The sequence below is a fragment of the Prochlorococcus marinus CUG1435 genome (assembly GCA_017644375.1).
Classification (GTDB): domain Bacteria; phylum Cyanobacteriota; class Cyanobacteriia; order PCC-6307; family Cyanobiaceae; genus Prochlorococcus_A; species Prochlorococcus_A marinus_AH.
Genome location: JAEPLP010000001.1, coordinates 1,404,728 through 1,430,904 on the forward strand (window position 1 = coordinate 1,404,728; position 26,177 = coordinate 1,430,904).

Sequence of the window (26,177 nt, forward strand, 5' to 3'; positions counted from 1 at the left end):
ATTCAATTAAATTTTTTATATGTTGTCGGAATATTTTAAATTTTTTTTATATGGTTTAATACAGGGTTTAACTGAATTTTTTCCTGTAAGTAGCACTGCACATTTAAAAGTTATATCTCATTTTTTTAGAATTGATGATCCTGGATCTTCTTTATCTGCAATTATTCAATTTGGGAGTGTTTTGGCTTTGTTTTGGTACTTTAGGAAAGATTTTTTAAAATTAAAAAGCCAATCATCAAAAAAAATCTATTATTATTTAACTCATGATAGGTTGTTCAGATCAATTTTGATTGGAACTATTCCAATTATTTTGATTGGTGGGATTATAAAATTATTCGTTCCTAATTTTTTTGATGAGATTCTTCGTTCAAATTTGTCTATAGCTTTAGTTTCATTACTTATGGCATTTTTCATGTACATAGCTAATAGTTCAAATAAGGGTTCTATAAATTTAAAAAATCATAATTATACAGATAGTTTTTTGATAGGTCTTTCACAAGCCCTTGCTATTTTTCCAGGTACCTCAAGATCTGGCGTTACTATTTCTACAGCTTTAGTATCTGGTTGGAGAAGAAGTGATGCTGTTAAATTCTCTTTTCTTTTAGGCATACCTGCTATCTCTTTTGCCGCTATCGTTGAATTCATTTCTTCTTTTGATAAATTTTTCTCATTTAGTTTTGCCCCTCTAATTGTTGGTCTTACGACTACATTTTTATCTTCATTATTTGCTATACATTTCTTATTAAGGTATTTCTCTTCCAATGGTTTGAAAATATTTATTATCTACAGGGTTGTATTTGGTGTAGTAATTCTTCTGAATTTATAAATTGTTGTAAAAAGATTTTGCAATTATGTTAATGTTTAAAAAAATATTGTCTAATGAATATTTTTATATCTTTCCAGCTTGGTGAAGTTGAAGTTTCAAACTTCACTATATTAGTTCTAGTCTTTTTTTCATCTTTTACTTTTATAGCTGTCGGCATAAGCTCATATAAACTGTACAAATCCCTCATAAATGATGAAGATAAGTAATCGGAACGGCGGGATTTGAACCCACGACCCCCACTACCCCAAAGTGGTGCGCTACCAAACTGCGCTACGCCCCGTATTGTTACTATAAAGATAAGTAGGATTTAAATGTTAATCTTTATAGGATTGTTATCAGATCTCAATACACACTTTTCAACTTCCCAATTAAAGTTTTCCCAGATATTTTTATTTAATTTGTAATTACTTCCAGTAAAATCTCCTAATTGAACTTTTGTAGGAGAAGCAGAACAATATTGTCTGCTTCCCGGCGATGCAAGATATTGTTGATGGTAATTTTCCGCATAAAAATATGTATCAATCATTTTTATTTCTGTTTCTATTAATCCATGATTCCTTTTATTAAGTTCTTTTTGATATTGATCTTTACTTGCTAATATAATTTTTTTATTATTTTCATTTTTATAATATATAACTGATCTATATTGAGTCCCAATATCATTACCTTGCCTATTCTTTTGTGTAGGGTCATGACATTCCCAAAACATTTTTAATAGATCACTTATATCTATTTCTCTTTTGTCCCAAATAACTCTTACAACTTCTGAATGACCAGTTAAACCAGAACATACTTCATAATATGTTGGGTTGACCTTATCACCACCAGCATAACCTACTGAAGTTGTAACAACTCCTGGTAATTTCCAAAAACATTTCTCAGCTCCCCAAAAACAACCACATCCAAATATTATCTCATCTTCTTGAGGGGCAGGATCTTTTTTAATATCTGTTTCTAATATTCTATGACTTGATTTAATATTATTGGAAATATTTGTTTCTTCATTATTCATGATATTTTTTAGGAATTCAAACATTACTTAAATTTTTATATCATAAGATAAAAAATCACTTTTTAGCTTTTGATAATGTTAGTGGCTAATTCTCTTTCCCAAAGTTGTTTATATAAACCATTCTCTTTTATTAAATTCTTATGACTGCCTTCTTGTACTATTTCACCGTTATCCATTACCAAAACTCTGTCACAAGTTGCTGCCACAGATAATTGGTGACTAATCATTAAAATCGTTTTGTTACTAATTTCTCTCATCTCATCGATTATTAATGTAGCTGTTTTATTATCGACACTTGCTAAAGCATCATCAAGAACGACAATAGGAGCATTTACGAGCAATGCTCTTCCAAGAGCTGTTCTCTGCCTCTGTCCGCCACTAAGTGTAATACCTCTTTCTCCTACAATTGTTTTAAATTTTTGAGGGAAATTATTAATATCATCTATCAATCCAGCCTTTTCGGCACTATTTTTAACAGATCTCGTTGAAGCTTTTGGCTCTCCAAAACGTAGGTTTTCTGTGATTGTTGAAGTAAATAAGAATGCTTCTTGAGGAACTATTGCAATATTTTTTCTGAGATCTCCTAATTTCATATTTTTTACATCAATTTCATCTAAAAATAATTGCCCGTCTGGAATTTCGATAGTTCTGCCTAAAGACTTTGCGAGGGTGGTTTTGCCACAACCTACAGGGCCAACAATAGCAATAAGTTCTCCTGGGTATATTTTAAAATTGAGGCCATTTAATGAATTAAAATTTGATCCTGGATATTTTATAGTCAAATTTTTAGCTTCTAAAAATCCTTTTATTTTTCTTTTTAAAAATTTCGTGTTCGCTGCATCAAATATATTTGGGTTGTTCTGAAAGATTTCTTCTACACGATCTAAACTTACTTGACCGAGTTGAAAAGTATTCAGTGTAAAGCCCAGAAGTGCAGTTGGGAAAACAAGCCTTTCTACGTAAAGAATTAAAGCAACTAAACCACCTATTGAGATAAATCCACTCTCTAATTGAAAAGTTCCCAAGCCTAATAATATCAATAAAGAAATTGAGGAAATACCTTGTAATAATGGGAATAGGGTACTAGCTGTTCTTGCAAGTTTTATTGCTGAATTTCGATAAGCATTATTGTATATATTAAATTCTTGAATCTCGGCATTTTCTTGAGCATAAATTTTTATTGCACTTATTCCAGAAAGATCTTCTTGTATCAGATCACTTAGTTTGGATAGTGACTCTTGCTGAGCTTTTCTTTGTTTAACCATTCTTCCGCCGAATAAGCTTACTATTCCAAGAATTAATGGGAAAATCATTAAGGCAGATATTGTTAATGTTTTGTTAATCGAAAACATCGATGGGATAGTAAGTGAATATGCTAGGACAATATTGCATAAACTTAAAACAGTAAAACCTAGAAGCCTCCTTATATTTTCAACATCACTTGTAGCTCTACTAATAATATCTCCGCTGCCCTTTTTTTGTATCCATTCTGGGTCTTGTATCAGTAGATGATCGAAAAGTTTCTGACGAAGATTTACCTCAACCTTTCTACCTATTCCAAATACTATTTGTCTAGAAAATAATCTTATTAAACCCATACAAGTTGCTAAAAAGATTAACCATAATGATTTAGAAATTACAAAATCTGAAGAAAAACCGTTTTGTAACTGGTCAATTATATTTTTTACTTCTAGAGGTATTACAACGCTCAATATATTAACTACTAGTAGTGCTAAAGCCCCGTATAAAAACTCTTTTTTGTAAGGTCTTAGGTATTTTGATAGGACTTTTAACTTTAAATTTTTCATTTAATATTTCCAATATGATTAAGATAATGTTTCATTTTTAAATATGTGAGCTAATTTTATAAATGATTCAGTAATTATCTATGAGTAACGAACAAACTCATCCTTTACATACAACAGACAAAAATATTATAGATTCTCTTATTACTAAAGAAAAACCAGAAGAACTTGATTTTATTAATTTAGCTAGATTAATAAATCGTTATGAAAATTTTCCAGGTGAAGTTGAAATGAAAAATGATATTGAGAAAATTTTGAAATTTTGGAAAATAACTAAAAATGAACTTTTTTCAAAAACAAAAAATATTTGGTCCAAAAGTTTCAGGCCTTCTAGTACAAATAAAGATTTAGTTGGTTCAGGTTTTGATACCTCAAACTGATTTTATCTGAATACTTTTCTCAAATAAATGTCTTTTAAACTATCGAATACTGAAATTCTTAATATTTTAATGGAAGGGAGAAACCTTGATGATGCAACCTCTAGATTGCTAATGCAAAGATGGGTTAATGACGAAATCTCTGAGGTTCAAACTGGAGCTTTTTTGAGCGCTTTAAGAGTCAAGGGATGCTCAGGAATAGAATTATCTTCTATGGCTCAAGAACTCTTAAATGTTTGTAAATTGCCAGTAACTAGGCCAAATTTGTATATGGTAGATACCTGCGGAACTGGAGGTGATGGAGCTAATACTTTTAATATTTCTACTGCAGTTGCATTTGTAGCAGCATCTTGTGGTGTAAATATTGCTAAACATGGAAATAAAAGTGCAAGTGGAAAAGTTGGCTCTGCTGATGTTTTATTGAATCTAGGTTTAAATCTTAATTGTTCATTGGAAAAAGTAATTTCAGCAGTCAATGAAATTGGAATAACATTTTTATTTGCACCTGTTTGGCATAAATCTTTAATAAAACTTGCTCCATTAAGAAAATCCCTTGGAATAAGGACAGTATTTAATCAACTTGGCCCATTGGTAAATCCTTTAAGACCTAATGCGCAAGTATTAGGTGTTGCTTCCGAGGATCTATTAGAGCCAATGGGAAGTGCACTATTGAAAATGGGCATGAATAGAGTAGTAGTAGTTTATGGTTCTGGAGGTCTTGATGAAGCTTCACTTCAAGGAGAAAATAAATTAGTATTTGTCGAGAAAGAAACATTAAGATTTTCAAAAATAAATATCACAGATTTTAATCATGAAAATATATCAAATGATAAGCTTGTTGTTTCTGATAGTGACTCTAACGAGGAAATATTAAAGTCTGTTTTGAATGGTTCTGGGAAAAAAGCTCATAAAAATGTTGTTGCCTTAAATACTGCATTAGTCTTATGGGCATCAGGAATAGAAGATGATTTGCATGCAGGCTTTAATAAGGCGTTATTATCAATTAATCAAGGAAAACCTTGGGAAAAATTTTTACTCTTGAAAACCTATTTATCCTCAGATGAATTGGTTCCAAGTTAATGAATAATCCTTATAAAAAAAATGCCAAATTAGTTTTAAGTAATGGGATTATATTTCCTGGATTTTCTTTTGGAGCTTCAGGTACTGCCGTTGGCGAAGTGGTTTTTAATACAGGAATGACTGGTTACCAGGAAGTTATTACTGATCCAAGTTACTATGGACAATTATTAACATTTACTTATCCAGAGATTGGAAATACTGGCATTAATCTTGAAGATTCAGAATCTAGTAATACTGTTAAAGGGATAATTGTTAGAAATTATTCATCAAATAAAAGTAATTGGAGATCTCTTAAGAGTTTTGAGCAATGGTTAGTGGAAAATAATATCATAGGTCTTTATGGAATTGATACAAGGGCTCTTGTTAAAATCTTAAGGTCTAATGGCTCTATGAATGGAGTTCTTACCTCTGAAGATAAAACTTTAGAAAGTTGTTTGAAGATAATTGCTGAAACGCCAAAAATGGAAGGGTTAAATTTATCAAAATTTGTTACGACAAAGCAACAGTATTTTTGGAGGAGTCCTAGTGAAACAAATTTTGACGTCAGAAAAAAACATTCTGAAAAGCGTAAAAAATTAAAAGTAGTTGCAATAGATTTCGGAATAAAAAAATCAATTTTAAACAGATTAGTCTCCCATGGTTGTGAGATTTTAGTTTTACCTTCTCAATCTTCTTTAGAGGAAATCCTTTCTAATAACCCTGATGGGATATTCTTTTCAAATGGGCCTGGCGACCCCTCTTCTGTTTCTGAAGGCATTGCTTTGGCCAAATCACTCATTAAATATGGTGAAATACCTATGTTTGGAATTTGTCTTGGTCATCAAATATTTGGATTGGCTTTGGGGGGATCTACATATAAACTCACTTTTGGACATCGAGGTTTAAATCATCCTTGTGGAAAGGATAATCAAATTGAAATAACTAGTCAGAATCATGGTTTTGCTATTGATCCTAATTCCCTCTCAAATAAGATAGCTAAAATAACCCACTATAACCTTAATGATAAAACTGTAGCTGGATTGGAAGTTAATAATAAGCCAATATTTAGTGTTCAATATCATCCAGAGGCAGGACCGGGTCCCCATGATTCAGATTATTTATTTAAAAAATTTGTTTCTCTAATGTTAGAAAGATGTTGACATATTGTATTCTTTTGATTTGATAATTACATTTGATACTTTTTTGGAGGGATTAGATCATAGAAGATTTCCAAAAGCTAACGGTTTCTTTAAGAGGTAACCTCGATATTAAAACAAATATTATTGTTTTTACTTTTAAAGGGCAACTTGATGCCTTTTCAGAAAAACAATTTAAGACTTTTGTTACTAATAATTTTAAAAATCAGCTTCCATTGGTTATTGATCTAACTAAAATAGATTTTTTAGATTCTTCAGGTCTGGGAGCTCTTGTTCAGACTGCCAAAGAATGTAAAAAATTGAAGTTAGGTTTCTCAGTTGTTGGTAATTCTAGAGTTGCTCAAACAATTAAACTTGTTCGCTTAGGGGATTTTCTTAACTTAAAGTCGAATCTTGATGATGCATTAATTTACTTGAAAAATTGAATTATTGGATTCAAAACTTGGTCCCATATGGATCTCCTGAAGAAATAGGTGTTATTCAACTTGCTTGGCTTGGCGATTCTGTATGGGAACTGCATCAAAGACTTAGACATGTTCATTTTCCTATGAAATCAAAAGAACTACATTTATCAGTTGTGAACGAAGTAAAAGCAAAATCTCAATCAAAATCTTTAAGTCAAATTGAGCACTTATTAAATGCGAATGAAATAGATTTAATTAGGCGTGCTAGAAATAAAACAAAAAGATATCCAAAGTCTGCTGATCCAACTATATATTCAAGAGCAACTGGTTTTGAAACCCTTATTGGCTGGTTATTTCTAAAAGATCCTAAACGATTATCCATACTTTTTGAACATCTTGAAATTTAAAATGCATTAAACTATGAAAAAATCCTCAAATAATTCTTCCGGAAAAAATAGCAAACATCATAAAAAAAATTCTAATTTTTACTCTAAGAATACAAATCTTTCCAAAAAAAATGATAGGTTTTTAGATAATCCTTCTAAAAATAAAGTAAGAAACAGTTTTAATGATAGTGATCAAAAGAAAAGTAATTTTTCATCTTTAACAAAAAGAAACCCATCAAATAAATTTAATGTTGAAGTTTCTCATAAAGAACGGAATAACTATCAAGAGCATTCAAACAAAAGCAATTTTGATGACTGGATATGGGGAAAACATTCGGTTTTTGAAGCACTTATTGGTAAAAGAGCTATTAATAGGATTTGGTGCACATCAGAAATTTTTTCTTCAGAAAAATTTTATATTTTACTTAAAGACTTTAAATCAAAAGGAGTCCTCATTGAAGAAGTCTCTTGGAACAGGCTTTCGCAATTGACTTGTGGTGCCTCACATCAAGGTATCGCTTTACAACTGGCCTGTGCTAAAACAATATCTTTAGAAAAATTAATTTATTATTCTAAAAATAACTCTGCTAATCCCATTATTCTGGCCTTAGACGGAATAACTGATCCACATAACGTCGGTGCAATTATAAGATCAGCAGAGGCATTTGATTGTAAGGGTATAATCCTCCCTCAAAGAAGATCTGCTGGTTTAACTGGTACAGTTGCCAAGGTTGCTGCAGGAGCCCTGGAACACTTACCAGTAACTAGAGTTGTTAATTTAAATAGGGCACTGGATGAACTAAAGAAAAATGGTTTTCTGGTTATTGGTTTGTCAGGAAATGGTAAATTATCGATTTCAAAGTTTTATGAAAAAACGCCCTTAGTTGTAATAGTGGGGTCTGAAGATAAAGGAATTTCATTACTTACACAAAAAAAATGCGATTTTTTATTGAGGATTCCTCTTAAAGGAAAAACTTCAAGTTTGAATGCCTCCGTAGCAGCTGCAATATCACTATTTCACTTAACAAATAAATAATATTTTTCTTGATAATTATTGTATTGATATTCTCTAAAATATTGTTGTTTCAATACATTTATATAATTAATCAAAATTTATTGAATTTTTACTACAAAATTGTATAGAATTTAACAAGAATTATGGCTTTCATAAGCCGATACAATTGATTAGAAATTTTGGTAACAAACTCGGTCTAGCTTGGTGGGCTAAAATTGAGACACAGCATCCTAATACCACATACTGGTATGGTCCATTTATTACAAAACGAAGCTTAAAAGAAAATATGTCTTCTTTTATAAAAGATCTCACTGATGAAGGTTCTACAAACATTAAACACATTTTTGTTCGTTGTAAAAAAGAAGAGCCATTGACTGTTTAATAATCTTTATTTTTAGGAAATAAGTTAAAAATGGATTTTAATTCTTTTAGAAAAGAAATTAATAGTAAGAATGCTTCAGTTAAAGAATTAGTTAAAGATATTTTTTTGAAGATAGAGTCTAAAGATTCTGTTATCAATTCATATACATGTACTACAAAAGATATAGCAATTTCGCAAGCAGAAAACATAGATAAATTAATTGAAAATAAAGAAATTCTTCCTCCTCTTGCAGGCTTACCAATAGCAATTAAAGATAATATTTGTACAAAAGGTGTTACCACCACTTGTGCGAGCGAAATGCTCAAAAGGTTCGTTCCACCTTATGAATCTACAGCTTCAAGTAAATTATGGTCCTCAGGAGGTATTTGTTTAGGTAAAACAAATTTAGATGAGTTTGCAATGGGGAGTTCTACAGAAACTTCTGTGTTTGGGGTTACTTCAAATCCTTGGGATGTTAATAGAGTTCCAGGAGGAAGTTCAGGGGGCAGTGCTGCTTCAGTCGCTGCAGGATTATCTGCTGCAGCTATTGGTTCTGATACTGGAGGCTCAATAAGACAACCAGCCTCTTTCTGTGGTGTAGTGGGCCTTAAGCCCACTTATGGAAGAGTAAGTAGATGGGGATTAGTAGCCTTTGCCAGCTCACTTGATCAAATTGGTCCCATTACTAATACTGTCTCAGATGCTGCTGAAATCCTTTATTCAATATCTGGTAAAGACCCCTTAGATTCAACATGTCTTGATAAGCCAGTACCTAATTATTTGACCGATTTAAATAAATCTATTAAAGATTTAAAAATTGGAATTATTAAAGAATGCTTTGAACATCCAGGTCTTAATTCAGAAGTTAAAGAATCTGTTTTAGCAGGAGTTGAGCGATTTAAAACTTTAGGAGCTGAAATTATCGAAGTTGCTTGCCCTAGGTTTAACGATGGAATTGCCACTTATTATGTAATTGCACCTTCTGAAGCATCAGCAAATTTAGCTAGATACGATGGAGTAAAGTATGGTTACAGATCTAATGAAGGCTCTAATCTTATAGATATGACTTCAAAAAGTAGAGCTGAAGGATTTGGAGATGAAGTACAAAGGAGAATTTTAATAGGAACTTATGCTTTGTCTGCTGGATATAGTGATGCCTATTACAAAAAAGCTCAAAAAGTTAGAACATTAATAAGAAATGATTTTGATAATGCTTTTCAGAAAGTTGATATTTTATTAACCCCCACTTGTCCAACTACTGCTTTTTTAAAGGGTGATTTTGTTAATGATCCGCTTTCTATGTATTTGTCTGATCTATTAACAGTACCAGTTAATTTAGCTGGACTCCCAGCAATTAGTATTCCATGTGGTTTTGATAACAAAGGCTTACCAATAGGACTTCAACTAATAGGTAATGTATTGGAAGAGGATAGAATATTGAATGCTGCAAATATTTTCGAAATTGATGCTCAGGTAATCAAGAATAGACCGATATTCTAAAACTGTATTAATAATTAATTTGTAATCATAAAGTATAGATTTTTTTAAAATTTTCCCTATTTTATATATATAAGTTGATTGAACATGGGTTACGTTTCGCTTCATAATCATAGTGACTACAGTCTGCTTGATGGGGCGAGTCAAATTTCAAAAATTGTAGATAGAGCTCTTGATCTTGGCATGGATTCTATTGCTCTGACAGATCATGGAGTTATGTATGGAGTTCTTGATTTAGTCAAGAAGTGTAAAGAGAAAGGAATAAAACCAATCATTGGAAATGAAATGTATGTAATTAATGGTTCTATTGATGATCCTCAACCAAAAAAAGAAAAAAGATATCATTTAGTCGTATTAGCAAAAAATCTTACTGGCTATAAGAATCTTGTAAAGTTAACGACAATTAGTCACTTAAATGGGATGAGAGGTCGAGGTATTTTTTCTAGACCATGTATTGATAAGTTTCTATTAAATAAATATAATGAAGGTCTCATAGTTTCTACGGCTTGTCTTGGTGGAGAGATACCTCAGGCTATCCTGAAAGGAAGATTAGATGTAGCAGAGAATATAGCTCTTTGGTATAAAAAACTTTTTGGAGATGATTTTTATCTAGAAATACAAGATCACGGATCTATTGAAGATAGAATTGTTAACGTTGAATTATTAAAAATTGGGAAGAGGAATCAAATAAAAGTTGTCGCGACCAATGATGCGCACTACATTTCAAATATGGATGTTGAATCACATGACGCTTTGCTTTGTGTGTTAACGGGAAAATTAATAAGCGATGAAAAAAGATTGAGATATACAGGTACAGAATATATTAAGAGTGAAACTGAAATGCTTGAACTTTTTAAAGATCATATTGATGATGAATCAATTAAAGAAGCAGTGAATAATACGGTAGAAATTTCACAAAAAGTTGAAGTATTCGATTTGTTTGGTAAATATAGAATGCCAAAATATCCTTTGAACGAAGAGAAAGACTCATTTTCTTTGCTTACACAATTATCTAATGAAGGTCTTTTAAAAAGATTAAAAGAAAATAATATTACTGAGGTTGATGATATTTATAAAAGAAGACTATTTTCGGAATTAAAAATTATAAAAGATATGGGTTTTCCAGATTATTTTTTGGTTGTTTGGGACTATATCAAATTTGCTAGAGATAACTCTATCCCAGTAGGACCAGGAAGAGGTTCTGCTGCAGGCTCACTAGTAGCTTATGCTCTTCAAATAACAAATATAGATCCAGTTGAACATGGATTACTCTTTGAGAGATTTTTAAACCCTGCAAGAAAATCTATGCCAGATATTGATACGGACTTTTGTATTGATAGGAGAAATGAAGTTATTGATTATGTTACTAATCGATATGGTGAGGATAAAGTTGCTCAAATAATTACTTTTAATAAAATGACTTCCAAGGCGGTTTTAAAAGATGTTGCAAGGGTTCTAGATATTCCCTATGGAGAGGCGGATAAATTGGCAAAGTTAATACCGGTTGTAAGAGGGAAACCTTATAAACTTAATGAAATGATTGACAAGAATTCTCCTAGTCAGGAGTTTAGAGATAATTATATTAATGACAATAGGATAAAAAGATGGATCGATTTGGCATTAAGAATTGAAGGAACTAATAAAACATATGGAGTTCATGCTGCAGGTGTTGTTATTTCATCAGATCCACTCGATGAACTAGTACCCCTTCAAAGGAATAATGAAGGCCAAATAATAACCCAATACTCAATGGATGATATTGAATCACTTGGGTTATTGAAAATGGATTTCTTGGGTCTTAAGAATCTTACGATGATAGAAAAGACTGTTTCTCTTATTAATCAATCCACTGGAAAGACGATTAACATTGATTCGTTGCCTCAAAATGATTGTAAAACCTTTGAACTTATTGGGAGAGGAGATCTTGAAGGTATATTTCAACTTGAATCTTCTGGGATGAAGCAGGTTGTAAAGGACTTTAAACCTAACTCTCTTGAAGATATTTCATCTATCTTGGCTCTTTACAGACCTGGTCCTCTTGATGCTGGCCTTATACCTAAATTCATAAATCGAAAAAATGGTAATGAAAAGGTTGATTTCCCTCATCCTTTAATAAAGTCAATTCTTACCGAAACCTATGGAATTATGGTTTACCAAGAACAAATCATGAAAATTGCTCAAGACTTGGCGGGCTATTCTCTAGGTGATGCTGATTTACTTAGAAGAGCAATGGGTAAAAAGAAAGTATCAGAGATGATAAAACATAGGAATATTTTTGTTAGCGGCTCTATAAAGAAGGGAGTTAATGAAAAATTAGCAAATGATCTTTTTGACCAAATGGTATTATTTGCAGAATACTGTTTTAACAAAAGCCACTCAACTGCTTATGGTGCAGTAACTTATCAAACTGCATTTTTAAAAGCCCATTTTCCTGTTGCATACATGGCTGCTCTTTTAAGCGTTAACTCTGGCTCTAGTGACAAGATGCAAAGATATATTTCTAACTGTTATTCGATGGGTATAGAAGTAATTTCACCTAGTATTAATTTCTCTGGAAATGATTTCACTATTAAGAATAATCAGATTTTATTCGGTCTCTCTGCTATTAAAAATTTAGGAGATACAGCCATAAGTAAGATAATTGATAATCGTAGTAATTTTGGTAACTTTAAGTCGTTAGCAGATTTATGTGATCGTTTACCTTCAAATGTTCTTAATAAAAGAAACCTAGAATCCCTAATTCATTGTGGAGCACTAGATGAGTTTTCAAATAATAATAACAGAGCTCAATTATTGTCTGATCTAGAACGTGTCATTGAATGGGCCTCTTCACGAAATCGTGATAGATTGTCTGGCCAAGGAAATCTATTTAATTCTAAAGAAGAGTTTTCAAATATTGCATTTTCTGATGCCCAATTAGCTAAAGTTGATGATTATTCTCTTATTGAGAAGTTAAAGTTAGAAAAGCAGCTTTTGGGCTTTTATTTATCTGATCATCCTCTAAAACATTTAACTAAGCCAGCAAAACTAGTATCTCCAATTAGTATTTCTCAGTTAGAAGACATAAAAGATAGAACTAAAGTTTCACTTGTCGGGATGATCCCAGAGTTGAAACAAATCACTACTAGAAAAGGAGATAGGATGGCTATAGTTCAGCTTGAAGATCTTTCTGCTAGTTGCGAAGCAATAGTTTTTCCTAAAACCTATGTCAGATTATCAGAATTTCTCTTGACTGACACTAGATTATTGGTGTGGGGAACGATAGATAAAAAGAGTGATAAAACTCAATTAATTATTGATGATTGTAGAGAAATCGATAATCTTAAATTACTTATTATTAATCTTGAAAGTTCTCAAGCATCAGATGTAAGAGTGCAAAATACCTTAAGAGACTGTTTAATTAGATTTAAACCAGATAAAGGTAAATGTGGAATAAAGATACCAGTTTTAGCTGCTGTAAGAAATAAAAATAGTGTTACCTATGTTAAATTTGGCGAACAATTCTGTATTGGTGATGTCAATGGAGCATGCAAATCGTTAGAAGATAAATCATTCCAAGTTAATTTGAAATCTTTAGTTTCCTAGATCAACTATTCTCCTCAAAATTTTGAGTTGCTGGCTTAAAAGCTGCTTTTGCTCGTTGTATGTTCATGGGAATATTTTCTATACCGAAAAAAGATCCAGGCTCTTTATCCCAACTAGCTGATAATATTCCAAAGCTCAATCCTGCGAGACCTAACAAGAAAAATAATGCTGAAATTGCAATTGTTGAAGATGGCGGTATTTCAGCAATATTTCTTGTAACTAAAATATAGCTAACAATAAATACTGACATCCCTAAAATAGTAGGTATTCCTGCTGTAAAAAAAATTCTTCTTGCCATTCTGTCAGCTACATATTTTGGTATTCCACTTGATGATTGCTTTTGAGTGGTAATTCTTTCAGTTTTTTTTTCTAAATTGGCAAAAGCTTTTTTCTCAGATATATTATTTTTCTTTTTTTTTGATTGCTTTTTTTTCATAGATGGAAATCATCCTCTGATTTCTAATTTCTTTATTAGATCTTTATATTCTTCTACATTTTTGTCTTTTATGTAAGAAAGTAATCTTTTCCTTTTGCCAATCATTTTTAATAATCCCTGTCTTGAGGCAAAATCATGGATGTTGCCTTGTAGGTGATCACTTAATTTTGAAATTCTTTTTGTGAGCATTGCTACTTGAACTTCAACCGAACCTGTGTCAGTTGCATGAACTTGATGAGTTTCAATAAGCTTTTGTTTCTCAGCTGTATCTAGTGACATAAAATTTATTTTTCTGAAATCTATTTTACTACGTTATCTGACTATATTACTACTATCATTATCTAAATAGTTCATAGCTAATTTCAATAAATGTTCAAATGAAATATTTTCTTCTTCTTTATTTATCAAATCTATTATTTTTGTTTCTTTAATAATTACTGGCAAAATATTGTTGATTTCTTTTTTCGTATAATTTAATGATTTTAAGGTTAACTGAACATCATCAAGAATTTTATTAATTTCATTATTGTCTTTAAGGCATTCTTCTTTATTTTTCTCTTCGTTAATATTATATTCATATTTAAATTTATTTTTTAATTCTAAAATTAACCTCTCGGTCATTTTTTTACCTATTCCAGGAACAGAACCTATTAAAATTTTGTTTTGTGTATTAATTGCATTGATAACTTCGCTAATAGAAAATTTATTTAACAAACCCATACCAATCTGAGATCCAATGCCTCTAATATTTAAAATTTGGATAAAGAAATTCTTTTGATCCTTAGAAGAAAATCCAAATAATAAATCGGTATCTTCCTTCTTGATATGTTTTATCCAAAGGGTAATCTTTTTATTAGATGTGTTATTTGTTTTTAATTTAAGAAAAAACGACTCTAATATTTGAATTTCGTATCCAATTCCTTGGCAATTTATTAAAACAAAATATTTCTGATTTGTATGCCAAAATTCAACCAGTTCTCCAGTTATCCAACTAATCAATTAACCACCATCCACCTGACAACCAATTGCTGCTCCAGTTACCGCACCAAGTGGAACTGCCCACCAACGACCCTGTTTTCTAGAAATGGCACCACCTACTCCTCCACCAATTAATGCACCAGCAATCTTCCCATCAGTGCATTCATCATCTTTAATTTTCTCCGCTTTTGCTCCTCCACAAGGTATTTCTACATCTACTTCATAACTTTTTACATAGCCTGGATTTGATTTCGTTCCAGGAATATATTCTTCTCTATATTCAGTCCTGGTACAAGTTACTGATTTTGGAGTTGTTGCATAAACCTGAAGAATAGGAGAAAAACACAACAAAAATGCTAAATAGAAAAATTTCACTGGAATTTTTATTCTTTTTTTATATTCTATGTCCTTTTGATTATTTTGGAAGTAGATATAATAGTTCCTAATAAAACCAGCGAAGCACCTAATAAAAAATTTATATTTATAATCTCATTAAAAAATAGAATGCCCCATATTGAACCAAATAAAACTTGTAAATAATTAATTATTGATGCTTCAGAAGCAGGTAAATTTTTTAATCCTATAGTTAAGAAAGTCTGACCTAATTGAGTGAATAAGCCAATTCCTATTATCCAAACTAATTCACTCCAATTTGGGGTAACCCAATTGATTAATACAATTGGCAATAGAGTTATAAAAGAAACAAGTGGAAAATATTCAATAATTACATAAATATTTTCAGTAAATGAAAGTTTCTTAACTGTGACGTAAGCTAATGCGGTGCAGATTGCTCCAAAAAATGCTATCAGAATCGAAATAATTTCAATTTCAACGTTTATATTTGATAATTGGCTTGGATTCAATATTACTAATATTCCAATCCAGGCAATAATTAAAGCAAAAATTATATTACGCGTTATTTTTTCATTTATAAATATGCCAGCAAATATAGATATAAAAATAGGATATGTGTACTGAATGACTGTAGATATACTAAGAGGCATATTTCTTATAGCGTAAAAAATACAAACTAAAGCTAAAGTTCCTAAAAAACCTCTTAAGATAAGTAATGGTTTATTTTTCCCCCAAGGATTTATATTTTTTATTTTAATTATTAATAATGTAATTATTAAACTTAACAATGATCTGAATAAAACTAATTCATAAATAGGTATCCTTTTATCAATATTTTTTACGCACAAAGTCATCAAACTGAAGAAGAATGAGGCAAATACCAAATTATACTTTTTCAATGAATCAAGTTTTTTTTCTAATTCTTCGACATTTATCATTTTAAAAAATAATTTTATTGTGAAATTAAGTAGATTCTTATTTGATTTTGACCTATAACAAATAAATCATTATTTATTTTTCGATAATAATCTCAATGGTTCATTCTATACACCCAAGAACTATTCAAGAGGTTAAGGAAAAAGCAGATATTGTTGACGTTATATCTGAACATATTGTTCTTAAGAAGAAAGGCAAGGAATTTGTTGGGATTTGCCCTTTTCATGATGATACTAAGCCATCTATGACAGTATCACCTAGTAAACAATTCTATTATTGTTTTTCTTGTGGTGCTGGTGGTAACTCTATTAAATTTTTAATGGAATTTACTCGTGCAAATTTTTCAGATGTTGTACTTTCTCTCGCTAAAAAAAATAATATTAATGTTGAAAATCTCGAGGGTCCCCAAATAGAAGCCTATAAAAAACAATTATCTAGAAAGGAAGAGCTTTATAAAATATTAAGATTCACTAAAAATTGGTTTAAGTCTCAATTAAATAATTCTCTTGGTGTTGACGCTATGAAATATTTAACATCAAAGAGAAACTTGAGTAATAAGATTATTGATAACTTTGAATTAGGTTTTGCCCCAAATTCATGGAATGATTTATTTAATTATCTATCCAAAGTAGAAAAATTTCCTATCAATTTAATATTAGCTTCAGGCCTTGCAATTTCTAAAGATAATTCTGACAAGATTTATGATCGTTTTAGAAATAGATTAATTGTTCCAATACATGATATGCAGGGAAGAGTAGTTGCTTTTGGAGGAAGATCTCTTGATGGTCAGGAACCTAAATACCTTAATTCTCCTGAATCAGAGATATTTGAAAAGGGTAAAATGTTGTTTGCATTCGAAAAAGCTTCTAGCAATATTAGGAAAAGAGATAAAGCTATTATTGTTGAAGGCTACTTTGATGTTATTTCTCTTCATTCAAAGGGTATTACTAATTCTGTGGCTTCTCTCGGTACCGCATTAAATAAGTATCAAATTTCTCAACTATGTAGATGTACAGATAATAAAAATATTATTTTGAATTTTGATTCTGATAATGCAGGTATTTTAGCTACAAAAAGAGTAATTAAAGAAGTCGAGAGTCTATCCATTCATGATCAAATTAATCTTAAGATACTTCAACTAAGTGATTTTAAAGATCCTGACGAATATTTAAATAGTCATACTCCTGAAGATTATTTTAATTTAATTGATAATTCATCTTTTTGGATTGATTGGGAGATTGATCAGATCTTTAAAGATAAAGATTTAACAAAGTCTGAAATTTTCCAGAGCGTTATTTCGTCATTGGTAAAATTGTTGAGTAAACTACCTCAATCATCAACCAGAACTCATTATCTACAAAAAGTTTCCGAAAAATTAAGTAAGGGACAAGCTAGGTTAGCAATTCAGTTTGAACAAGATTTAAGAAATCAAGTAAAGGGATTTCGTTGGCATGGTAGATCAAAAAAATTTGAACAACCAAATGAAATTTCCCGACGTGAGAAAAATGAATCGGAAATAATTTTTTATTATTTACATTGTCCAGATCTTAGGCTATTTATTCGTGATGAATTTCTCAAAAGAGAAATTAATGGTTTTAATACTAGTTATATTCAAAGTTTATGGGAAGCTATTTCAAAAATTGAACAAAATAATTTAGGTCTAAACTACTTAAATGATTTAAAACAATCAAATAGTCAAAATCTTCAAAAAGATTTTTCTTCTATTAACTTAATTTCACTTCTGCCTGATTACTTAGCTGTCAATAATCCTGAATCATCAAATAAAATTAATATTTTTATTAATCCAAATGAGTTGTTTTTAACATTGTTGAGTAATCCTAAAGACAATTTACTAGGAACATTATCACTTCTTGAGAAATATAATTCTCTTAAAAGATGTAGACACTTAATCGAATCTTGGGGATCTCAAAGATTAAAAACTTTAGAAAATTGTATATCTATTTTAATTGATAATCCTTCTTCAGGTTCTTCAAATACAAATAAAGAGATAGATGATCTTTTTAAAGATTTAAACTCAGATGCTATCAAATTTCAGGAATTATATTACTTAGAAAGGCAACATATTAATTTTTTAGATAAACAGCGTTGTGGCAATTTCATCGCTAGTTAATATAAAAAATTTTAATTTATAGGCAGTATTTTTTAATCAAGTTTTTAACTTTTTTGGGTTTATCTTCAAGAACATAAGCTTCTACTTCTTTCGCATAAGTCCCAGAAAAATTTGAACTAGAGAACTCTAATGCTTTTCTTTTACTTTGATGCAATTTGCTTTCTAATTTTTTGATATCCCCTATTGTTTTATTGTTATTACATTTTTGTATCGCATGAGTTGCTTCGTGTCTTAATGCTTTTCTTATCGCCCTTTCTGTTTTGAAGCTATCTTTATTTGGTTGTTGATTCTTATTTCTATAATTTGTTTTCCTTTTTGCGTTTTCAGTACATATTATTATTTTATTTTCTTTAAAATTATGTAGTCCTTTTATTTCTTTGTTTAATAGACATTCAATTTTATTTTCTTCAACTATGTAGTTTGCTTTAATTAATAAGTTAAGAATCTCTTTATCTAATTTGCTTAAAAATAATATAAATTCCATTCTATTTTGTTTACTTCACTATAGTTGGAATTTGTTCTATATCAGTTGTAGATGAGCGACTTAAGAAATTCTTATTCATCTTCCAACTTTGTGGATTTTTTGTAATGGCCCATGTAATTGCATTGTTATTAAATCTTTTATTTAATAAATCAATCGTTCTCATAAGATTTGCAGATTTTTTTAAGTCTTCCTGAGATTTGTAATTGATAACTGATTGCTGTAAATATTCGCTATTAGTTAAATCCTGCATTAAAACACCAGCTTTTGAGAATTTATATTCGGGATTATAAATTTCTTCAGATAATTCAACTACTATTTTTAAAATTTTATTTGTGTCATCTGTTGCATTTGTAAGTTTTCTATGAGCACTTCTTTGATAATTTTGACTTGAATATTTACTGGTTCTGGCAAACACTCTAATATCAGATGATTGCAAATTCTGACTTCTCATTTTTTCAGAGGCTTTTATTGCGTGAGTTGCCAGTGCTTGAGTTAAGTCTTCTAATTTTGTGATAGGCGTGCCGAAACTCCTGCTCACCTGAATTTCTTTTTTTGATTTCTTGTTTTTTTCTATGGGCAGGCATCTATGGCCTTTCAGTTCTAATTGCAGTCTTTTCCCTACGATGCCTAATTTCTTAATGATTTCATTTTCTTCCATATCTCTTAGTTCTCTCGCATTTTTAATACCTTTACTTTGCAACCAATTAGAGGTTTGTTTCCCGACTCCCCATATCTTATCTATACTAATTCTTTTCAAATAATTATTCTCATTTTCGGTTCTAGCTAAATCAAATATTCCAGCTGAATAATCAATATTTTTAGCTAGTTTATTAGCAATTTTTGCTCTTACTTTATTTTCTCCTATTCCTACTGTTATGGTAATCCCTAGATTCTGATATATTAATGATCTTATGCTTCTTGCCCAAGGATATAGATTTTCATCATTAGGTCTAGAAATCGAGACGAATGCTTCGTCAATAGAATAAATTTCTATCTGTTCACAGTAATTTTTCAGTAAATTCATTAGCCTTCTGCTCATATCCCCATAAAGTGAGTAGTTTGAGCTTAAGACTGCTACCTCTAATTTATTTAGTCTTTCTTTGACCTTAAAATAAGGAGTTCCCATTTTAATTTTTAAAGCTCGCGCTTCAGGGCTTCTTGCAATGATACATCCGTCATTATTAGATAAAATTACTACTGGTTTATTTCTCAAATGAGGATTAATATTTTGTTCACATGATGCGTAAAAATTATTAGCATCTATAAGAGCTATTGCATCAATATTTGAAATTCTCATAAATAGCTATGTATTGAATAAATAACAACCCCCCATATCTGTACATCAATATGGTTTTTAAATATAAAATCAGGATAATTATGATTTTCTGCTTTTAAATATAATTCATTATTTTTTATAGATAATCTTTTTATTGTAAATTCTCCGTCTATCATTGCAATGATGATATTCCCTGGCCTGGCTGTTAAGCTCTTGTCTACGATTATTAAATCTTTATCTTTAATTCCTGCATTTATCATTGAGTCACCTTTAACTCTAAGAAAAAAAGTGCTAAACGGATTAGATATTAAATGTTCGTTTAAATCAATATTTTCTTCTGTATAGTCATCTGCAGGAGAAGGAAACCCTGCTGATACCGAATCAGTTAATAAGGGGATTTTAAATTTTTTAGTAGTTGAATCAAAAGAATCCAAGTTTAAATTAATAGTATATATGTACTATATAGCAAAAAATCAAAAAATAGTTAGTTATTAAACTTTTATAGATTAATTTTAGATTGAATCTAATCTTTTTAAGAACGATGATAAGGGGAATTGTTAGATATAGAAATAGCTCTATAGATTTGCTCGATTAGGATTAATCTAGCTAATTCATGAGGAAAAGTTAAAGGAGATAGGCTTAGTACAAGATCTGATTTTTCTTTTATATCTAAATTAACTCCATCAGTATCACCGATTAAGAAATTAATTTTTTTATTTTTAAAACTCAAGAGTAAGGAACATAGTTCAACTGAATTAAACTGTTTCCCTTCTTCACTTAGGCAGATAATAATATTGTTATTGGATCTAAGATTATTTAAATTAAAAGTCTTTAACTCATTAATGACAAGTTCAGGCATTCTTTTTTTGTATTGATTAATTCCATCTCTAATCCAAAGTTTCTTTATTTTGCCGATAGCATAAATTGCTAATCTATTACTGTGAAGCATAAGTAAATATTAAAACTAATTATTCATCAAGAAGATAATTAAATTCATCATATAGTTCCTCTTCGATTGTTAATTTCTTGGATAAATTATGTTTTTTAGCATTCATATTAATTTGATTAATCTCACTTTCTCTTAATGAGTTATTAATGTTAGAAGTCTCTTCTAAAGATTCTGAATTATCAATTAACGAATAAAAAATTTTATTGGGATCTTCTGAATTAAGTGGATTGATAATTAAATTATCATTATTAGTTAAATTTGTGTAATTATTTATATTTTTACTTTCGTTATTTAAATTTTTCTTTTTTTTAAATTTATTGAGTTTATCTAAATTTTTTTTTGATAAGCTCATGATATAAAGTATTAAATAAATTCATATTTAATTTAAACATATTATTTATCTTTTAGATGAATTCTAAAAACTATCATCAAAAAAAAAGATTTGGACAACACTGGTTGGTAAATAAAAAAATATTAGAAAAAATTAAAGAAATTGCTGTTCTTAATGAAAATGACTTTATTTTAGAAATTGGTCCTGGTAAAGGAGCTTTAACATCTAAGTTGTTAGATTCAGAAATTAAAAAATTACATGCAATTGAATTAGATAAAGATTTAATAAATTTATTAAATGATAAATTCAATAATAATGATAAGTTTTCACTGCAGCAGGGAGATATTCTTTCTGTAAATTTAGATTCGATTAATAAGAAGATTACAAAAGTGATTGCAAATATTCCTTACAATATAACTGGTCCAATATTGGATATTTTCATAGGTCGATTGGGCATTATAAAAAACTATAATTACGAAAAAATAATATTTTTGATGCAGAAAGACGTGGTAGATAGGATTTTGTCAAAAGAAGGTAGTCCCAATGCTGGTGCGCTTAGTATAAGAATGCAACTATTATCAAAAATAAAAAGAATATGTGATGTGCCGCCTTCATCATTTAGTCCGCCTCCAAAAGTTTTTTCTTCTTTAGTCGTTTTCGAACCAATTAAAAATGATTTAAGATTAGACATTAGTCTAGAAAAATATATAGATAAACTTCTTCGAATTTCATTTAATTCAAGAAGAAAAATGCTTAGAAATACTCTTAATTCAATACTTTCAAATGAAGAGATAAATGAATTATCTGAATCTTCAAAAGTTTGTTTTAATTTAAGACCACAAGATATTTCAATTGACCAATGGATTAAGCTTGCAGAAAATTGTATTAAAATTAAAAAATAAAAATATAAGTATATGCAAGATTTAGCTAAAACGAAAATTAATATAAAATCTCCCGCCAAAATAAATTTGCACCTTGAAGTTATTGGTAAAAGAGAGGATGGATTTCATGAGTTAGCAATGATTATGCAAAATATCGATCTTGCTGATTATTTAGAATTTGAAATTAATAATAAAGGTTTAATTAAACTTGAGTCTGATTGTAATGATTTAAGCTTATCTGATGATAACTTAATTGTTAAAGCGGCAAATCTATTAAGGAAAAAATCAAATATAGATTACGGTGCGAATATATTTTTAAGAAAAAATATTCCAATTGGCGCAGGTTTAGCTGGTGGATCCAGTAATGCAGCAGCAACATTAATTGGTCTTAATAAGTTATGGGATTTGAACTTAGATCAAGAAACATTATGTTCATTAGCATCAACTTTAGGATCTGATATTCCCTTTTTTATAAATGGTGGTATTCAATTATGTTTTGGAAGAGGAGAAATTTTGGAGAAATTAGATTCAAACTTTGAATATGGAGTAATTCTTTTAAAAAATCGAAATGTATCAGTATCTACAGCTGAAACCTATAAAAAATATAGTAATAGATTTTGTGATCAATATCTTACTGATAGAGAAATGATTGAGAATATAAGAAAAAATTTAAGAGATAATGGTTTAAATAACTTAAATTTTAATAATCAAAATTTATCTATTAAAAATGATTTGCAGTTAGTTGTTGAAAATGAAAATGATTCTGTAAAGCAGGCATTATATTTACTTTCTAAATTAGAAAATTGTCTCACATTTTCAATGAGTGGATCAGGACCTACATGCTTTGCAATCTTTAAAGATATAGAGATTGCTAAAAAAGAATTAACTGCAAATTATAAATTATTTAGAAATAAAGGTTATGATTCATGGGTTTGCACTTTCCTTGAAAAGGGAATAACATTCATATAAATTTTTTTATACAAAATTTTATTGTGGCTGATAATAGTAAAGAGAATATTGAAAAAATCATTCCTGAAAAAGGACCTTTAAATTTTATTGTTGGATCATTAACTAGTTTTTTATTATTCATATTTTTTTATTTTCTTAGCAATAAAATTGCAATTTATTTCTCCTTACATAAACCATCCAATTCTTCTGAAATTGTCCAAAATATTTCTTCTAGTATCAATACCTTAATAATTGGGTTATCTTTTTTGCTAACTTTTTCATTTGCTTTTATAGGCGTTGGACTTTTCATTGTATTTATTCGCAGTTTTTTTCTGAAGAAAAGTTGAATTACCAATATTATAAAAAAAACACTTTCTTTGAATGTCTTTACATGACCTAGGACTTTTGATTCTTTTGCTCTCACCAGGAATGATTTTGTCAATATTACTACTTATAACCTTTGCAGAGGGAGGATAAATTAATTAACCAAAGTGGTAGGATTATATATGAGATTAATTAGGTAATTAATTGTGGCTGGAACATTATTATTTAATGCTTTGAAAGAAGCAATTGATGAGGAAATGGCAAATGATGTTAATGTTTGCGTCATGGGTGAAGATGTTGGTCAATATGGAGGTTCTTACAAAGTAACTAAAGATTTATATGAAAAATATGGTGAGTTAAGAGTACTGGATACTCCAATTGCAGAGAATAGTTTTACAGGTATGGCCGTTGGTGCAGCAATGACTGGATTGAGACCAATAGTTGAAGGAATGAATATGGGTTTTTTGCTTTTAGCGTTTAATCAGATATCAAATAATATGGGCATGCTTCGATATACAAGTGGGGGGAATTATAAAATACCAGCAGTAGTGCGTGGGCCGGGAGGGGTTGGCCGTCAACTTGGTGCTGAACACAGTCAAAGACTTGAAGCTTATTTTCATGCAGTTCCAGGTATAAAAATAGTTGCATGCAGTACTCCTACAAATGCTAAAGGTTTAATGAAAGCAGCAATAAGAGATGATAATCCAGTTTTATTTTTTGAACATGTACTCCTATATAACTTGTCTGAAGAATTACCAGAGGGTGACTATACTTGCGCTTTAGATCAGGCTGACCTTGTAAAGGAGGGTAAAGATATCACATTATTAACCTATTCAAGAATGAGACATCATTGCCTTAAAGCTGTTGAAGAATTAGATAAAAAAGGGATAGATGTTGAATTAATTGATTTAATAAGTTTAAAACCATTTGATATGAATACTATTTCCAAATCAATAAGAAAAACAAATAAAGTAATTATCGTTGAAGAATGTATGAAGACCGGAGGTATTGCTGCCGAATTAATTGCATTGATAACAGAAGAGTGTTTCGATGATCTTGATGCCAAACCAATTAGGTTATCCAGTCAAGATATACCAACTCCATATAATGGAAATCTTGAGAATTTGACAATAATCCAGCCACATCAAATAGTTGAAAAAGTTGAACACTTAATAAGTGGGAGTATATAGTCTATGAAAAGAAGGCAAGGATGGCTTTTTTTTATAATATTCCTACTTACATTATCCGTTTATTTATTAATTAATTATCCTTTACAGTTGGGCCTAGATTTACAAGGGGGTTCTCAACTTACACTTCAAATTATTAAAGAGGAAGGTAACGTAACTAAAGACGAATTGGAGGCTGTTAATTCTGTTATTGATAGACGCGTTAATAATTTAGGAGTATCCGAGTCTAACTTACAAACTCTTGGTGGAGATCAATTAATTTTAGAATTACCCGGAGAACAGAATCCACTTGTTGCTTCAAGAGTTTTAGGAAAAACTGCTTTATTAGAATTTAGAACTCAAAAATTAGGTACATCATCAGAATTAAAAGAATTACAACTTCAGAGATTAAATATTAAAAATTTAATTGAACAATATTCCTCTATAGAAAAAATTCAATATGATGATAATCTCTTAAAAATTATTCAGGATAATCTTAAAGAAACAGAGCAAGAAATAAATTATTCATCTACTACTAATGATTTATATGGGAAGTTAATTGAAGTTAAAAAATACGTGGACAATAAAATTTCAAATCTATTTATCAAAACAGGTTTAACTGGAAAAGATCTTATTAACGCAGGAAGGAGACAAGAACAAACAAATAGTAATTGGGAGGTTTTATTAACTTTTAGTAATTCAGGTGGAGAAAAATTTGCAGAAATTACAAGGTCAATCGCTGGTACTGATCAACTATTGGCTATCATTCTTGATGGGGAATCTATTAGTGAAGCTAGTGTTGGTAATCAGTTTGCTAATACTGGCATTACAGGTGGATCAGCAACAATAAGTGGTAATTTTAGTGCTGAAAATGCAAGAGAATTAGAAGTTCAACTTAAAGGTGGTTCCTTGCCCTTGCCAATTGAAATAGTAGAAACTAACACTATTGGAGCTTTGCTAGGATACAAAAATATTTTAAAAAGTCTTTATGCAGCTATTAGTGGATTAATTTTTGTTGGTGTATTTATGATTTTCAATTATAGAATTTTAGGTTTTGTTTCAGTTCTATCTCTAGTACTTTATGGTTTCTTTAACTTGGCCATATATTCATTAATTCCTATAACTTTAACTTTACCTGGAATCTCTGGGCTTATACTTAGTATTGGTATGGCAGTTGATGCGAATATACTAATATTTGAGAGAATTAGAGAAGAATTATATAATGGCAATACTCTTACAAGATCTATTGATAGTGGTTTTCAAAGAGCTAATTCATCCATTGTTGATGGCCATATTACAACTCTTCTAAGTTGTTTTGTGTTGTTTTTATTAGGAACAAATTTTGTTAAAGGTTTTGCTGCAACATTAGGTATTGGAGTCTTAATTAGCTTGTTTACATCATTAAATTGTTCTAAAACTATTTTGAGATTTTTTACAACATATCAATCTTTAAGACAAAAAAATCTCTACCTACCCAGGAAAATTTTCTCAAATTAATT

Annotated in this window: 28 protein-coding genes and 1 tRNA gene; 16 read left to right on the top strand and 13 right to left on the bottom strand. The window is 29.9% G+C overall.

The window, feature by feature from the left end; translation table 11 throughout:
* The first annotated feature begins 19 nt into the window (after positions 1 to 19).
* Positions 20 to 826 (top strand): undecaprenyl-diphosphate phosphatase, encoded by an 807-nt coding sequence (locus tag JJ844_08010; protein ID MBO6975621.1) that lies wholly within the window; start codon positions 20 to 22, stop codon positions 824 to 826.
* 206 nt (positions 827 to 1,032) lie between these two features.
* Here the strand turns inward: JJ844_08010 and JJ844_08015 are convergent.
* The 3 genes from JJ844_08015 to JJ844_08025 form a co-directional block, all read right to left on the bottom strand.
* Positions 1,033 to 1,106, bottom strand: a tRNA-Pro gene (locus tag JJ844_08015).
* A gap of 27 nt (positions 1,107 to 1,133) precedes the next feature.
* Positions 1,134 to 1,862 carry a peptide-methionine (S)-S-oxide reductase MsrA gene (gene msrA, locus JJ844_08020; protein MBO6975622.1) on the bottom strand — a complete coding sequence of 243 codons (729 nt, stop codon included), beginning with the start codon at positions 1,860 to 1,862 and terminating at the stop codon, positions 1,134 to 1,136.
* A gap of 38 nt (positions 1,863 to 1,900) precedes the next feature.
* A complete protein-coding gene (locus JJ844_08025) occupies positions 1,901 to 3,646 on the bottom strand; it encodes an ABC transporter ATP-binding protein (GenBank protein ID MBO6975623.1) in 1,746 nt (581 codons plus the stop codon).
* 80 nt (positions 3,647 to 3,726) lie between these two features.
* Between JJ844_08025 and JJ844_08030 the strand changes: the two genes are divergently transcribed.
* The 9 genes from JJ844_08030 (at position 3,727) to JJ844_08070 (ending at position 13,484) form a co-directional block, all read left to right on the top strand.
* Positions 3,727 to 4,023: a DUF3288 family protein gene (locus tag JJ844_08030; protein MBO6975624.1), complete on the top strand. Its 297-nt coding sequence runs from the start codon at positions 3,727 to 3,729 to the stop codon at positions 4,021 to 4,023.
* 27 nt (positions 4,024 to 4,050) lie between these two features.
* Entirely contained in the window at positions 4,051 to 5,100 is a 1,050-nt protein-coding gene (trpD, locus tag JJ844_08035) for an anthranilate phosphoribosyltransferase (protein ID MBO6975625.1), read from the top strand.
* Positions 5,100 to 6,239, top strand: coding sequence for a glutamine-hydrolyzing carbamoyl-phosphate synthase small subunit (gene carA / locus JJ844_08040; GenBank protein ID MBO6975626.1), 1,140 nt, complete (start codon positions 5,100 to 5,102; stop codon positions 6,237 to 6,239). The genes trpD and carA overlap by 1 nt, the downstream gene beginning before the upstream one ends.
* Positions 6,240 to 6,295: 56 nt before the next feature.
* Entirely contained in the window at positions 6,296 to 6,661 is a 366-nt protein-coding gene (locus tag JJ844_08045) for an STAS domain-containing protein (GenBank protein MBO6975627.1), read from the top strand.
* Positions 6,658 to 7,047 (top strand): ribonuclease III, encoded by a 390-nt coding sequence (locus JJ844_08050; protein ID MBO6975628.1) that lies wholly within the window; start codon positions 6,658 to 6,660, stop codon positions 7,045 to 7,047. The genes JJ844_08045 and JJ844_08050 overlap by 4 nt, the downstream gene beginning before the upstream one ends.
* A gap of 13 nt (positions 7,048 to 7,060) precedes the next feature.
* Entirely contained in the window at positions 7,061 to 8,062 is a 1,002-nt protein-coding gene (rlmB, locus tag JJ844_08055) for a 23S rRNA (guanosine(2251)-2'-O)-methyltransferase RlmB (protein MBO6975629.1), read from the top strand.
* Positions 8,063 to 8,207: 145 nt separating this feature from the next.
* Positions 8,208 to 8,423, top strand: a complete 216-nt coding sequence (locus JJ844_08060; GenBank protein ID MBO6975630.1) for a DUF1816 domain-containing protein — start codon at positions 8,208 to 8,210, stop codon at positions 8,421 to 8,423.
* A gap of 30 nt (positions 8,424 to 8,453) precedes the next feature.
* The gene (gene gatA / locus JJ844_08065) at positions 8,454 to 9,902 is read left to right on the top strand and encodes an Asp-tRNA(Asn)/Glu-tRNA(Gln) amidotransferase subunit GatA (protein MBO6975631.1); all 1,449 of its coding nucleotides are present in this window, start codon (positions 8,454 to 8,456) and stop codon (positions 9,900 to 9,902) included.
* Between the two features lie 84 nt (positions 9,903 to 9,986).
* Positions 9,987 to 13,484: a DNA polymerase III subunit alpha gene (locus JJ844_08070; GenBank protein ID MBO6975632.1), complete on the top strand. Its 3,498-nt coding sequence runs from the start codon at positions 9,987 to 9,989 to the stop codon at positions 13,482 to 13,484.
* 1 nt (position 13,485) lies between these two features.
* On the opposite strand, the gene JJ844_08075 is transcribed toward JJ844_08070, so the two are convergent.
* From JJ844_08075 to JJ844_08095, 5 genes are read right to left on the bottom strand one after another with little or no spacing between them, the layout of a single operon-like run.
* Positions 13,486 to 13,920, bottom strand: a complete 435-nt coding sequence (locus JJ844_08075) for a PAM68 family protein (protein ID MBO6975633.1) — start codon at positions 13,918 to 13,920, stop codon at positions 13,486 to 13,488.
* Positions 13,921 to 13,929: 9 nt separating this feature from the next.
* Positions 13,930 to 14,199 carry a 30S ribosomal protein S15 gene (gene rpsO / locus JJ844_08080; protein ID MBO6975634.1) on the bottom strand — a complete coding sequence of 90 codons (270 nt, stop codon included), beginning with the start codon at positions 14,197 to 14,199 and terminating at the stop codon, positions 13,930 to 13,932.
* A 33-nt stretch (positions 14,200 to 14,232) separates the two neighbouring features.
* Positions 14,233 to 14,919, bottom strand: a complete 687-nt coding sequence (gene ruvA, locus JJ844_08085) for a Holliday junction branch migration protein RuvA (GenBank protein MBO6975635.1) — start codon at positions 14,917 to 14,919, stop codon at positions 14,233 to 14,235.
* Positions 14,920 to 15,279 (bottom strand): glycine zipper 2TM domain-containing protein, encoded by a 360-nt coding sequence (locus JJ844_08090; GenBank protein ID MBO6975636.1) that lies wholly within the window; start codon positions 15,277 to 15,279, stop codon positions 14,920 to 14,922. It abuts the gene before it with no gap.
* 20 nt (positions 15,280 to 15,299) lie between these two features.
* Positions 15,300 to 16,190 carry a DMT family transporter gene (locus JJ844_08095; protein ID MBO6975637.1) on the bottom strand — a complete coding sequence of 297 codons (891 nt, stop codon included), beginning with the start codon at positions 16,188 to 16,190 and terminating at the stop codon, positions 15,300 to 15,302.
* A 95-nt stretch (positions 16,191 to 16,285) separates the two neighbouring features.
* Here JJ844_08095 and JJ844_08100 point away from each other — a divergent pair, with 95 nt between their 5' ends.
* Positions 16,286 to 18,319 (top strand): DNA primase, encoded by a 2,034-nt coding sequence (locus JJ844_08100; GenBank protein ID MBO6975638.1) that lies wholly within the window; start codon positions 16,286 to 16,288, stop codon positions 18,317 to 18,319.
* Positions 18,320 to 18,335: 16 nt separating this feature from the next.
* Here JJ844_08100 and JJ844_08105 read toward each other — a convergent pair whose 3' ends face one another.
* From JJ844_08105 to JJ844_08125, 5 genes are all read right to left on the bottom strand, one after another.
* Positions 18,336 to 18,803: a serine hydroxymethyltransferase gene (locus JJ844_08105; protein MBO6975639.1), complete on the bottom strand. Its 468-nt coding sequence runs from the start codon at positions 18,801 to 18,803 to the stop codon at positions 18,336 to 18,338.
* A gap of 10 nt (positions 18,804 to 18,813) precedes the next feature.
* Positions 18,814 to 20,100 carry a Y-family DNA polymerase gene (locus JJ844_08110; protein MBO6975640.1) on the bottom strand — a complete coding sequence of 429 codons (1,287 nt, stop codon included), beginning with the start codon at positions 20,098 to 20,100 and terminating at the stop codon, positions 18,814 to 18,816.
* Positions 20,097 to 20,513 (bottom strand): translesion error-prone DNA polymerase V autoproteolytic subunit, encoded by a 417-nt coding sequence (gene umuD, locus JJ844_08115; GenBank protein MBO6975641.1) that lies wholly within the window; start codon positions 20,511 to 20,513, stop codon positions 20,097 to 20,099. The genes JJ844_08110 and umuD overlap by 4 nt, the downstream gene beginning before the upstream one ends.
* Before the next feature lie 98 nt (positions 20,514 to 20,611).
* Positions 20,612 to 21,028: a 23S rRNA (pseudouridine(1915)-N(3))-methyltransferase RlmH gene (locus JJ844_08120; protein MBO6975642.1), complete on the bottom strand. Its 417-nt coding sequence runs from the start codon at positions 21,026 to 21,028 to the stop codon at positions 20,612 to 20,614.
* 19 nt (positions 21,029 to 21,047) lie between these two features.
* On the bottom strand, positions 21,048 to 21,380 hold the full coding sequence (locus JJ844_08125; GenBank protein ID MBO6975643.1) for a hypothetical protein: 333 nt from the start codon (positions 21,378 to 21,380) through the stop codon (positions 21,048 to 21,050).
* 56 nt (positions 21,381 to 21,436) lie between these two features.
* On the opposite strand from JJ844_08125, the gene rsmA reads away from it, so the two are divergent.
* The 5 genes from rsmA (at position 21,437) to secD (ending at position 26,175) form a co-directional block, all read left to right on the top strand.
* Positions 21,437 to 22,261, top strand: a complete 825-nt coding sequence (rsmA, locus tag JJ844_08130) for a 16S rRNA (adenine(1518)-N(6)/adenine(1519)-N(6))-dimethyltransferase RsmA (protein ID MBO6975644.1) — start codon at positions 21,437 to 21,439, stop codon at positions 22,259 to 22,261.
* Between the two features lie 12 nt (positions 22,262 to 22,273).
* Complete coding sequence (locus JJ844_08135; protein ID MBO6975645.1) at positions 22,274 to 23,209, top strand: 4-(cytidine 5'-diphospho)-2-C-methyl-D-erythritol kinase; 936 nt, start codon at positions 22,274 to 22,276, stop codon at positions 23,207 to 23,209.
* Positions 23,210 to 23,232: 23 nt separating this feature from the next.
* On the top strand, positions 23,233 to 23,535 hold the full coding sequence (locus JJ844_08140; GenBank protein ID MBO6975646.1) for a DUF3082 domain-containing protein: 303 nt from the start codon (positions 23,233 to 23,235) through the stop codon (positions 23,533 to 23,535).
* 183 nt (positions 23,536 to 23,718) lie between these two features.
* Positions 23,719 to 24,702 carry an alpha-ketoacid dehydrogenase subunit beta gene (locus tag JJ844_08145; protein ID MBO6975647.1) on the top strand — a complete coding sequence of 328 codons (984 nt, stop codon included), beginning with the start codon at positions 23,719 to 23,721 and terminating at the stop codon, positions 24,700 to 24,702.
* A 3-nt stretch (positions 24,703 to 24,705) separates the two neighbouring features.
* On the top strand, positions 24,706 to 26,175 hold the full coding sequence (secD, locus tag JJ844_08150) for a protein translocase subunit SecD (GenBank protein MBO6975648.1): 1,470 nt from the start codon (positions 24,706 to 24,708) through the stop codon (positions 26,173 to 26,175).
* Positions 26,176 to 26,177 lie beyond the last annotated feature (2 nt).